General features: G+C 43.2%; 11 protein-coding genes. 6 read left to right on the top strand and 5 right to left on the bottom strand.

Going from position 1 to position 11,906, the window contains the following annotated elements:
• The first annotated feature begins 201 nt into the window (after nucleotides 1-201).
• The gene (gene recN / locus IM319_RS19280; protein WP_287736601.1) at nucleotides 202-1,929 is read left to right on the top strand and encodes a DNA repair protein RecN; all 1,728 of its coding nucleotides are present in this window, start codon (nucleotides 202-204) and stop codon (nucleotides 1,927-1,929) included.
• Between the two features lie 3 nt (nucleotides 1,930-1,932).
• On the opposite strand, the gene IM319_RS19275 is transcribed toward recN, so the two are convergent.
• On the bottom strand, nucleotides 1,933-2,574 hold the full coding sequence (locus IM319_RS19275) for a Uma2 family endonuclease (RefSeq protein WP_287736600.1): 642 nt from the start codon (nucleotides 2,572-2,574) through the stop codon (nucleotides 1,933-1,935).
• Nucleotides 2,575-2,682: 108 nt separating this feature from the next.
• Here IM319_RS19275 and IM319_RS19270 point away from each other — a divergent pair, with 108 nt between their 5' ends.
• Nucleotides 2,683-3,840: an NAD(P)/FAD-dependent oxidoreductase gene (locus tag IM319_RS19270; RefSeq protein ID WP_287736599.1), complete on the top strand. Its 1,158-nt coding sequence runs from the start codon at nucleotides 2,683-2,685 to the stop codon at nucleotides 3,838-3,840.
• Between the two features lie 266 nt (nucleotides 3,841-4,106).
• Here IM319_RS19270 and IM319_RS19265 read toward each other — a convergent pair whose 3' ends face one another.
• Entirely contained in the window at nucleotides 4,107-4,382 is a 276-nt protein-coding gene (locus IM319_RS19265; RefSeq protein WP_002768833.1) for a hypothetical protein, read from the bottom strand.
• A 294-nt stretch (nucleotides 4,383-4,676) separates the two neighbouring features.
• Between IM319_RS19265 and cysS the strand changes: the two genes are divergently transcribed.
• The gene (gene cysS / locus IM319_RS19260) at nucleotides 4,677-6,119 is read left to right on the top strand and encodes a cysteine--tRNA ligase (RefSeq protein ID WP_287685468.1); all 1,443 of its coding nucleotides are present in this window, start codon (nucleotides 4,677-4,679) and stop codon (nucleotides 6,117-6,119) included.
• Here the strand turns inward: cysS and IM319_RS19255 are convergent.
• Nucleotides 6,102-7,631, bottom strand: a complete 1,530-nt coding sequence (locus IM319_RS19255) for a glycine betaine ABC transporter substrate-binding protein (RefSeq protein ID WP_287736598.1) — start codon at nucleotides 7,629-7,631, stop codon at nucleotides 6,102-6,104. The genes cysS and IM319_RS19255 overlap by 18 nt on opposite strands.
• A 118-nt stretch (nucleotides 7,632-7,749) precedes the next feature.
• Between IM319_RS19255 and IM319_RS19250 the strand changes: the two genes are divergently transcribed.
• Together IM319_RS19250 and IM319_RS19245 are read left to right on the top strand one after the other, a co-directional pair.
• Entirely contained in the window at nucleotides 7,750-8,754 is a 1,005-nt protein-coding gene (locus IM319_RS19250; RefSeq protein ID WP_287736597.1) for a CHAD domain-containing protein, read from the top strand.
• A gap of 12 nt (nucleotides 8,755-8,766) precedes the next feature.
• Complete coding sequence (locus tag IM319_RS19245; protein WP_287685462.1) at nucleotides 8,767-10,200, top strand: bifunctional orotidine-5'-phosphate decarboxylase/orotate phosphoribosyltransferase; 1,434 nt, start codon at nucleotides 8,767-8,769, stop codon at nucleotides 10,198-10,200.
• Between the two features lie 186 nt (nucleotides 10,201-10,386).
• Here IM319_RS19245 and IM319_RS19240 read toward each other — a convergent pair whose 3' ends face one another.
• Nucleotides 10,387-10,671, bottom strand: a complete 285-nt coding sequence (locus tag IM319_RS19240; RefSeq protein WP_286826603.1) for a DUF1816 domain-containing protein — start codon at nucleotides 10,669-10,671, stop codon at nucleotides 10,387-10,389.
• A gap of 123 nt (nucleotides 10,672-10,794) precedes the next feature.
• Nucleotides 10,795-11,661 (bottom strand): 23S rRNA (guanosine(2251)-2'-O)-methyltransferase RlmB, encoded by an 867-nt coding sequence (gene rlmB / locus IM319_RS19235; RefSeq protein ID WP_286826604.1) that lies wholly within the window; start codon nucleotides 11,659-11,661, stop codon nucleotides 10,795-10,797.
• A gap of 92 nt (nucleotides 11,662-11,753) precedes the next feature.
• Here rlmB and IM319_RS19230 point away from each other — a divergent pair.
• Nucleotides 11,754-11,906: helix-turn-helix domain-containing protein (locus IM319_RS19230; protein ID WP_287736602.1), on the top strand; the 153-nt coding region annotated here is incomplete at its 3' end.

The following is an 11,906-nucleotide window of genomic DNA, read 5'->3' as shown; positions in this document are numbered from 1 at the left end:
AGTGATTGGGGGGAAAATTCAGGGACTTTTTCCCTGAAAATTAGGTAATTGACCACCTGAAAATGGGTAAAACCCCACACCCCACACCCCACACCCCACACCCCAACCCCCAACCCCCAACCCCCAACCCCCAACCCCCAACCCCCACCGAAAAACTTTTTCAGCAGACCCTACTTAGCAACTGATACTGATTACTGATATATGTTATCCTGCCTACAAATTGAAAATTTTACCCTCATCGATCGCTTAGAATTAACTTTCGGCAGCGGATTAAATGTACTGACCGGTGAGACGGGGGCAGGAAAATCGATTATATTAGACGCGATCGATATTGTTCTCGGTGGTAAAGTCAATCATCGCGTCATCCGTCAGGGAAGCCAACAATCAACCCTAGAAGCGACTTTTTCTCTAACTCCAGAATTAATTGCTTGGCTAGAAAGTCAGGAAATTGACCTATTAGAGGATAATAGTCTAACAATCAGCCGGGAATTAGTGATTACTAATAATTCCTTGCGTTCTCGTTCTCGGATTAACGGAGTCGTCTCTAATCGCCAACAAATGGCGCAAATAAGAGATTTTTTGGTAGAAATCACCGCTCAAGGTCAAACAGTTCAGTTAATGGACGCTAATCGACAGAGAGAATTATTAGATCTCTACGGGGGTGAATCGCTGCTGCGGCAGCGGGAAAAAGTAGCGATAGCCTACCTTAACTGGCAAGAAAGCAAGAATATTTTAAATAATAGATTGCAATCGGAACAAAATCGCCTACAAAGATTAGATTTATTAGAATATCAACTAAAAGAACTAGAATCAGCCAATTTAACTGACGCTGACGAGTTGGAACAGTTGGAACAGGAAAGAAACCGACTCTCCCACGGTGTCGATTTGCAAAATTCCAGCTATCAAGTCTATCAACTACTCTACCAAAATGATCGCGATCAACCCGCCGTCGCTGATTTGTTAGGAAAAGCTGAAAATATCTTGACAAATATGATGGTTTATGATAGAAGTTTAGAGCCAATTTTAGAGATGGTGCGATCGGCATTAAATCAGGTGGTGGAAGCGGGACAGGAAATCAACGTCTATGGGGATAGTCTAGAAGCAGATCCCGAGAGATTGAACGAGATAGAAGAGAGAATTGTCCAACTTAAGCGCATTTGTCGCAAGTATGGCCCAAGTTTAGCCGAAGCGATCGATTATTATCAGAAATTACAGCAAGAATTAGCGGAGTTGACGGGAGAAGGACAATCGATTGAAGAATTAGAAAAAATTTGTCAGCAACAGGAAAAAATCTATCGAGAAACTAGCACCCAGTTGACCTTTTTGCGACAAGAAACCGCTAGTCAACTAGAAAAACAATTGGTACAGGAATTAAAACCTTTAGCCATGGAAAAGGTGATTTTTGTCTGTCGGATTGCCCTGGGTAATCCTAGCAGTCTGGGAGTCGATCAAGTGGTATTTTATTTTAGTCCCAATCCGGGGGAAAAAATCCAACCTTTATCCAGTACTGCTTCTGGAGGAGAAATGAGTCGTTTTCTCCTAGCGTTAAAGTCCTGTTTTTCCCAATCCCAATCGGCAGCGGCAACCCTAATTTTTGATGAAATTGATGCGGGAGTATCGGGAAAAGTTGCCCAGGCAATTGCCGATAAATTAGATCAATTAGGTCAACAATATCAAGTTTTGTGCGTTACTCATCAACCCTTAGTGGCTGCTTTAGCTGATCACCATTTTCGAGTTTATAAACAAATGATTGCCGAAGATAATCCCACTAATCTCTCGGAAATTCGCACGGTTGTCCGGGTTACTTCTCTCGATAATCGTCAGACGAGAAGGGAAGAATTGGCACAATTAACGGGAGGAAATTCGGCAGCAGATGCCCTCGCTTTTGCCGAGTCTTTATTGGAGAAAGCGGCTGCCAAAAAACAGTAAGATTTAACCTTGAAATTGACTGATTAACCAACGTCCCACCTGACTTTGATCTCTGGTGCGCGCCTGTTGTAAAGCTGACTCTAAAACTGCGAGTTTTAAATTAGGTAAAACCTTTGATATATCAATTCTTTTGCTACCTCGATCGATTATTTCAAAAGCAAATATTTGAGGATCATCTACCTTAACACTCCAGTATTCACTAACCCCTAATTCTTCGTAGAGTAAGCGTTTATTACCTAAATCATCATTGAGGGTAGATTTTGAGATTTCAATGACTAAATCTGGTGGGGGATACTGATTTAAATCAATAATCGAAGTCCCATTTGGTATCAGATTCGCTTTCTCTCCTAGATAGTAAGATATATCTGGCTGCACTTCTCTAATTCCTCTTTTGCGATAGGAACAAGTAGGGAGTCCTTGAAAAGGAATTTCTTTGAGGATAGCGTAGAGACTCACCCCCAAAAAGACAACGTGATGATCTCTAGCGTGTTCAAATCCAATAGGAGTCATTTCTAATCGATAATAGCCATTGTAATAATAACTTTTTCCTTGATTTTCTGGGAAGTTGTTAATTGCTGCTAAGTATTCTTCCCAACTACCTTTAATCCATGAGTCGGTTATCCCCCTAGTTTCTAGCTGTTGCATAGTTATCCTATCCCGCTTTGAACTTTTTCTGTAATTATAGCAATTATTGATCAAATCAGAAACTAGGAAATGATAGAATAGATTAATTAAGTAAAAATTAGCCCAATTATGACCACAACTTATGATTATATAATTATCGGTGGTGGTATCACCGGTTCCGCCTTAAGCTATGAACTAGCTAACCTAGGCAGTCGAGTCCTCTTATTAGAAAAAGAAACCCATCCCCTCAACGCCACTTTCTACAGTTACGGGGGTTTAGCCTATTGGTCGGCCACCACAGAAATCCAGAGAAAATTATATCAAGAAGGTCGAGAAATTCAGCGCAATTTATCGCAGGAATTGGGCATAGATAACGAATACCGGGACATAGATCTAATTCTCACCGTCAACCCCGAAGATGATCCGGCCACTGTGGCCGAAAAATTTGCTATCTTTGCTATTACTCCCGAAATTCTCGATCCGCAAGCAGCGATCGCTTTAGAACCTCTATTAAATCCCGCAGCTATTTCGGGAGTTTTACGACTGCCCCACGGTCACATCAATGCCGAAAAAACTAATCTTGCCTATCAACAAGCTTTTCTGCGTCTGGGAGGCACGATTATTCGGGAAGCTGTCATCGAATTAATTGAAACTGCATCGAGAATTACCGGCGTAAAAACTCCTAAAAATAATTATTATGCCGGGGAAACTATCGTTTGTGCGGGGGGATTAACCCGGTCTTTACTGCAAAAATCTGGTATTACTGCTTCCGTCTATTTTACCCATGCCCAGGTGATCAAAATTCCCCCCAGCGAGATCAAATTAAACACCCTAGTTATGCCCGCAATTCCTGCTAGATTGGTATTAGAGCAAAAAATTACCCAACTAGAAAATCAGGGCATTTGGCAGAGAGAAACCCCAGAAATAATTACCAGTGTTTTAGAAACGGGGGCGGTACAATTCCGGGATCAAAGCCTTTATCTAGGGCAAATTAGCGCCATTATCACCGATCCTAGCGGGATTTTAAACCCTCTGGCGGGGGAAAAAGCAATACGCGCCGCGGTGGGGACATTGCTGCCCTCTTTAGCCTCTCTCCCCGGAAGCTGTCATCATTGCCTAGTGGCCTTTGCCCCCTCGGGACGGCCTCTAGTGGGAGCGATCGCCGATAAAGTGGGATTGCAGGTATTTTCTGGCTTTACCAGTACACTTGTATCGGCTCCGCCCTTGGCCCGACGTTTCGCGCGTCATCTGCTGGGGGAAAATGACGAGATAATTAGGGTTTGCTGAAAAAGTTTTTCGGTGGGGGTTGGGGGTTGGGGGTTGGGGGTTGGGGGTTGGGGGTTGGGGTTTTACCCATTTTCAGGTGGTCAATTACCTAATTTTCAGGGAAAAAGTCCCTGAATTTTCCCCCCAATCACTCCAAGGGTCGGCACTTTTTGAGGGAAAAAAAGTCTAAAAACCTTGTTGGATAAAGTTTTTAGATTTATTCAGCAAACCCTAGTTACTAATTTACAAAAGTCAAGAGAGAAATTAACTGATGATTGCAATTAATTCTAATCGACTTTTTCCAACTGCCAAAGAATTTGGTTTCCCTCGCGTCTGACCCGGGAGATTACCCAATTTCGCCACGGCCAATGGTCGCCTCGACTGGTAACGGCCCCTGGATTAATATCCATTAAATCGGCCACTTCGGCGCTGGTAATCAAATAACCTCGATTGGCCACTTCATCGGCAATGCGTAGGGTTTCGATGAGATTTCTTAGCTGGTCAACTCTTTCTCCCCGGGGTAATTGGATTTCATCGCCAGCGCTATTAGGTGGTTCATTCATAGTTAGGGTCTGGTCAAAGTTTATTAACAATTAAAAATTGTCGGTTGAGGCAAACAATCAAGCTTTCCTCTCGTTATTCTATTGATTCTATCAATAATAGCTGTCATCAAAACAGTCCTATCTTCTCGAATTTTACCGTCACATCTTTACTAAAACCCTAAAAACCTCTTGACAAAAAACACAAAATATAGTAAGTAAATCAGGGAAAGTGATCAGTGATCAGTGATCACTGATCACTGATAGCTGCTATAAAATTGGACTAGCCTTTTTCCCCAGAAAAAAATTTCCCCATCCATGACCTTAATCCTCTACAACACCCTCAGTCGTCGCGAAGAACCCTTTACCCCCCTCATCCCCGGCATTGTCTCCATGTATTGCTGCGGCATTACCGTCTATGATTATTGCCACTTGGGTCATGCGCGTACCTGTGTGGTTTGGGATGTGGTGCGGCGTTATTTGGAGTATCTCGGTTATAAAGTGCGCTATATTCAGAATTTCACCGATATTGACGATAAAATTCTCAATCGGGCTAAAAATGAACATACCACCATGGCAGCCGTGGCCGAGAGATTTATCCAGGCCTACTTTGAAGATATGGCAAAATTAGGAGTCAGACCGGCGGACGCTTATCCCCGGGCCACTCATAGCCTCGACGGTATCAAGCGCCTAGTCTATGAATTAGAACAAAAAGGCTATGCTTACCCCAGCGATGGCGATGTTTACTATTCCGTCCGTCGTTTTTCTGATTATGGCAAACTATCAGGGCGAAAACTGGATGATTTGCAAGCGGGGGCCAGCGGCCGGGTAGAAACCGACGACCCGGAAGCAATCAAGAAACAAGACCCCTTTGATTTTGCCCTCTGGAAGGGTGCAAAACCGGGGGAACCTAGTTGGGATTCTCCCTGGGGTCAAGGTCGTCCGGGGTGGCATATTGAATGTTCGGCCATGGTCAAAGAACAATTGGGAGAAACTATCGATATTCATGTGGGGGGAAGTGATCTAATTTTTCCCCACCACGAAAACGAAATCGCCCAAAGTGAAGCGGCTACGGGTAAACCTCTGGCCCACTATTGGTTACATAATGGCATGGTTAAGGTGGCAGGGGAAAAAATGTCGAAATCCCTCGGTAATTTCATCACTATTCGCGAGTTATTGGCCAAATATGACCCCTTAGCCGTGAGATTATTAATTTTAGGAGCCCAATACCGCAAACCGATTGATTTTTCCGATGAGGGATTACAGGCGGCCACTAATGGCTGGCATACTTTACAAGAGGGTTTATCCTTTGGTTATAAGCATCTTCAGCAAGATAATCCTGGAATTACTGACCAAGAGCTAGAAAATCGCTTTCAAGAGGCGGTAAATCACGATTTTAACTTTGCCGGTGGTTTAGCGGTGTTATTTGAAATCGCTAAGGAATTACGCAAGGAAGGTAATAATTTAACCCATGCGGGTAAGACGGACAGCAATCTGGCCCAATTAGCGGTAAAATGGCATACTTTGGTGAAATTGTCTAGGGTTTTGGGCTTAGAAATTGCCGCCGACCAAGGAGAAACCCCTGTTTCTGAGGGAATTAGTGCAGCGGAAATCGAAAATCTGATCCAACAACGGACAGAGGCAAAAAAAGCGAAAAATTACGCCGAAAGCGATCGCATTCGCGCACAATTAAAAGCCCAAGGCATTAGTTTAATCGATCAACCCGGGGGAGTGACTAAATGGTTAAGAGAGGGAGACTAGAAATTCTTTGACCACTTCCTCCACCCTGCGATTGCTGCCATCCACCTGATAGTTTAATTTCTGCATAGCTGTGGAGGTAATTTTGCCGGTGAGTTTGGCTAAAACCTGTCGCAATTGCGGATATTTTCGCAAACTATCCCGGTTAAAAATCGGTACCGCTTCGTAGGGAGGAAAATAGCGTCGATCATCTTCTAGGATGACTAAATCTAGCACGGGAATTAAGCCATCGGTGGAATTTCCCGCCACTAAATCCACTTGTTTTTCGGCTAAAGCGCGGTACATTAACCCTAAATCCATCACTTTCGGGGGTTGGGCAAAAGTTAGGCCATAGGTCTTCGCTAATCCCTTGTAACCGTCTTCCCTTTCCAAAAATTCATAACCAAAACCCGCTTGCCAATTGGGTGTATATTTAGCCGCTTGCGAGAGAGTTTTAAGATTGTATTGACTGGCGGTTTCTCCCCGGATAACAATGGCGAAATTATTCTCAAATCCTAAACTGGGAAACACTTCTAGATTAAATTTTTCCCGATAAATCTCTTGCAGCTTTTCAGAGACTAATCGGGCATCGTTCAGGGGTTTTTCTCGCAAAATTCCCGTGAAAGCTGTGCCAGAATACTCCACATAACCATCGATTTTACCCGCTTTCACCGCTTCATGACAGATCAGAGTACCACCGAGATTAAATTGACGTTCGACCCGTAAATTCGTCTCTTTTTCGATCTCCTGTGCCAAAATTTCCCCTAAAATCACCTGTTCGGTAAAATTTTTGGAACCGATCACCACTGTGCCGGGGGATGAATGGAAAATTTGAGTCAACAGGAAAGATAGCAAGGCTAACCCGATTAAACCTAATCCCCATTGCCATTTAGAGGGCTTTTGCGGGCGTTGCGAAGGGGAAAAGGTATTTTCTAGCCAACCGAGACTCCAATCGGCCACAAGGGCTAAAAAAGCGGCAGGAATTGCCCCCGCCAAAATTAACTGATTGTTGACCGTGGCAATACCGCGAAAAATAAACACTCCCAAACCACCGCCACCGATGGCAGCTGCGATCGTGGCCACACCGATAGCAATCACCGTCGCAATTCTCACTCCTCCTAAAATCATCGCCCTGGCCAAGGGTAATTCGATGTAGCGCAGGATTTGCCCGTCGGTCATACCTAGGGATAACCCGGCTAATTTTAATTCGGGATCAACTTTTGTGATGCCCAGATAGGTATTTAAAACAATTGGCAGTAAAGTATAGAGAGTTAGGGCAACAATAGCGGGGATTTTGCCGATTCCTCCCAAAAAAGGCACAGAAATTAAAAAGCCAAATAGGGCTAAACTGGGGATAGTCTGTAGGGTGTTAACGATCGCTATAATTGGTTGAGCGAGAATAGCTTGACGACTAATTAAAATACCTAGAGGAATCCCGATTAAGCTACCCATAGCCATGGCTATTCCCGTCAAGAAAAGATGTTCTCCGGTGCGAAAAGCGATTTCCCCCGCATAATCTAGCCAAAAACTATCCATAAACTTCTCTTAAAGCTGCCGCTTCATCCTATTGTATAGAATAAATAGTATCTATTAGTTCCAGTCTTGATTTAAAGATTCTATCATCATCTTGACATTATTTCCTCCCTAAAGACAAATGACTAACAAATTTAATCCTCGGGCTAAAACTGTTGCCGATTGGGCCTATATCGGTATTGATAAACATTTTCATAAAGTTCTTAAACACGAAGCTGGGGTTTTACTCGATCAGGATACGGAAGAATTACATCAAATTCGTGTGGGAATGCGCCGTCTCCGCAGTACCTTAACCGGTTTTGCCCCCGCTTTAACCATGCCGAAATCTGCCGATCAAAAACGGGTGGGTAATCTGGGCAGAATTTTAGGAGAATTGCGGGATTTAGATGTGTTAAAAGAGGCTTTTGTCGGTCATTATCAGCCAATTTTACCCCCGAAAGAACAGGATTTACTGAAGAAAGTTTTACAAGTTCTCGAACACCGAAGGGAGAAGGCTTTTGCTAAGGTAGAAAAGCTGTTGAAGTCCGATAAATTTCTCAATTTTAAGGCAGATTTTGCCAGTTGGTTGGATAATCCTACCTATCAACCGATTGGAAAATTAGATATTGCCACGGTTTTACCGGACTTATTATTACCGCAAGCGAGTCGATTTTTACTGCACGAAGGCTGGTTAGTTGGGGTAAATTTAGAGGAATATCAAAAAGTAAGAGAGTTTTCTAGTCAAGAAATTGATGACTTATTGGAAAAAGAAGGATTATTACTGCACGATCTCCGCAAAGAAGCCAAGCGTTCCCGCTATAATATGGAGTTATTCACTCAGTTTTATGGCGACAAATATCAAGAGTATCTAGAAGATATTAAAAACCTTCAAAGTATTCTCGGAGAAATGCAGGATTGTTGTGTTCTCTCGGATTTTCTTAGCCAAATTTTCCCCAATTGTCTTGCCAAGGAAATGCCCACCTTACTAGAAATTTTCCAAAATATCCGTCACCAAAAATGGCAAGAATGGCAACCGCTACAAAAGAAATTCCTTGACGCTGACACAAGAAAAAGTCTGCACCAGACAATTTTACAGCCTATTTTTTGGCAAAACAGTGTAGAATTAGAAGCTAATCCAGAATCCTGAGATTAGGAACCGATGAATTTTTTTCAAAAGTTAAACCACGCCATTAGTCAAAACCAGAGTCTGCTTGTCCTCGGTTTAGATGCTAACCCCGAAATGATGCCCTCCACCCCGGGAGAATTAATCGTTAATTTAGAACAGTGGCTCAAGTTTATTATCGATGAAACTGCCCCTTTTGTCTGTGCCTACAAACCAACTTTAGGCTTTTATCAAGCTTTGGGAGCAGCCGGGTTAGAATTATTACAGCGAATTTTAACGGCAATTCCCGATCATATCCCTGTAATTTTGGATGCTAAACACGGCGATATTAATACTAGCAGTATTTTAGCCGAGACTATCTTTAAAACTTGGCAGGTGGACGCGGTTACTCTCAATCCCTACTCCGGACAGGATCACGTTGCTCCTTTTTTAGTTTACCCCGAGCATGGCGCTTTTATCCTCTGTCATACTTCCAATCAAGGCGCGATTAATCTGCAAGAATTCCCCAGTCGCGACAATCCTTTTTATCTGCAAGTTGTCAAAGAAGCTTGTACTTGGGGAACTCCCGAACAAGTGTTTTTAGAAGTGGGAACCACTCAACCGGAGATTTTGAAAAAGATTCGCAATTTTGCCCCCGAAAGATTGATTTTATTACGCAGTATTTGGGAAGACAAAAGCAAATTCTCCGAGTTAATTACTGTGGGTTTAAATAGTCATGGCGAGGGTTTATTAATTCCTGTCCCCCAAGACTTTTTATCTCAACCCGATTTGGGGGCAAAAGTCAAGGATTTACGAGAGGAAGTCAACAGAATTAAACAAAATCAAAGGCAAGAATCGAGCAAAGATGATATTTGGACTGCTAACGTTTGTCTTTTAAAACAACATCCTCATCAGGATTTAATTCTACAATTATTTGATATTGGTTGCTTGATGTTTGGCGATTATGTGCAAGCATCGGGAGAAACTTTTTCCTATTATATTGATCTGAGAAAAATTATCTCTAATCCTAATATTTTTCAGCAGGTAATTGAAGCCTATGGAGAAATATTAAAAACCTTGACATTTGACCGCATTGCTGGTATCCCCTACGGCTCTTTACCCACAGCTACCGGTTTATCTTTATTATTAAATCATCCGATGATTTTCCCCCGCAAAGAAGTAAAAGCTCACGGCACAAGAAGATTAATTGAAGGTAATTTTCAAGTGGGGGAAACCGTGGTAGTGGTGGACGATATTTTAATTTCTGGCAAAAGTGCGATCGAGGGGGCAGCAAAGATTAAATCGGCGGGATTATTAGTTAATGATATCGTGGTTTTTATCGATCATGGTGGACTTGTTAAAGATAAACTTCGTAGCCATGGTTATCAAGCTTATTCGGTTTTAACCCTGGCAGAAATTACCGATACTCTCTACGAAGCGGGAAGACTGACAGAAGCACAATATAGCTGTTTTTTAAATCGCTACCATTGATATTTGACTATCAGCCTTGAATCAGTTACCAGTTACCAGTTTTAAGTGAGCAGTATGTATTAAGTGAGCCTCATCAAATGGCAGTTTCCTGCTGTCTTTTCACTGTTTACTGATCACTGATTACTAATTGCTGTCTTTTCACCGTTTACTGATTACTGATTACTGATTACTGATCACTGAAAGTCGTTAAGAAGCTTGACTGCGTAAGACCTTTAGGGGATTCAGGGGCTTGATTTCTTCTTTTTCCTCAAAAATAGTTAAATCTTCGGGTTGACAACGTTTTATATGCAATTTAATTCCCTGCGCTCCTTCTGTTTTCAAATCTTCTTCGTAACCAGCTTGAGCGACTTCAGCCTCGTCTTTAGCGAGAAAAGGACCGAAATAATAAGTACATCTGGGATAGTCGGTTTTAATCTCGACCCAGTAGGCTAATCCGAACCTTTCGAGTAAGCTAATCAAAAATTCTTTCATTTTGTTCCCCGTCTCAATCTACTCTGGTGGTTTTGTTACGTCCGTTTACATTTCGCAAACTTCCTTCCTATTCTATTTGTACTTTTTCCTTTTGGCTATTGGGGTGTCGAAAAATACAGATTTTCAGTCGGGGGAATTTTGCCAGCGTTGACGGTAAACCTCGTAAAGAGCCATAGCCGCCGCCACCGAAGCATTGAGACTGGGGGTTTTGCCTGCCAAGGGGATAGATACCAACTCATCGCAGGACTTTTGGGTCAACAGACTCAAACCCTCTCCCTCCGAACCTACCACCAATCCTATCGCACCCGTTAAATTAATTGTGTGTAAGGATTTACCACTTTTTGCCGCCGTGCCGTAGAGCCAAAAACCCGCCGCTTTTAATTCCTCTAAAGCACGATTGAGATTGACCACTCTGGCCACAGGTAAATATTCCAAGGCCCCCGCCGCCACTTTCATCACCGTCGATGTCACCCCGGCGGCGCGACGTTGGGGAATAACTACCCCCTGACAACCCATGGCTTCGGCGGTGCGAATAATTGCCCCAAGGTTATGGGGATCCGTAATACCTTCAGCGATGACGATGACGGGGTGGCGACTTTTGCCCTTAGCTTTTTCGATCAGATCGGCTAATTCTATATACTCATAGGGGGACATCTGGGCGGCGATCCCCTGATGATTGGCCTTATTGGTAATCTGATCGAGACGCAGATCATCCACCTCATCAATTACCGTGCCGTTGGCTTTCGCTTTTTCTAAAAGGGTATGATAACGGGGATCGTAACGGAGTCGATTGACTACCCAAATCCGATTCAGTTGGCGCTCCTCCTCCATGGCCGTTAAAACCACCCGGCGACCGTAGAGCAGATCATCAGCTTCTTGGTTTTCTGGAGTTACTGCCGGGGATTTAGCCAGAATTGGCCCGGTTTTCGGCCGCGAGGGCCGGCGAAAATTACTATTATCGGACTTGCCACGAAATGGTCGATCGCTCATCGAAAATTTTGGGTCTGAAACCCCGTCGTAGAACGACGGCTTTACTGTTAAATATTAGCGCATTTACACGATATATGCCAGAATGTTAAGACATGGAAAAAGCCTATTCGTTTCGATTTTACCCCACACCAGAACAAGAGTCGCTATTGCGGCGCACCTTGGGCTGTGTAAGATTAGTTTACAATAAAGCTCTCCATCTCAGAACACAAGCATGGTACGAAAGACAAGAAAGAGTAGGATATGCT

This window comes from Microcystis sp. M113S1 (assembly GCF_020246945.1).
Taxonomy (GTDB): Bacteria; Cyanobacteriota; Cyanobacteriia; order Cyanobacteriales; family Microcystaceae; genus Microcystis.
The sequence above is the reverse complement of the archived record's forward strand: the minus strand, read 5'-3'. Positions and strand labels throughout refer to the sequence as shown.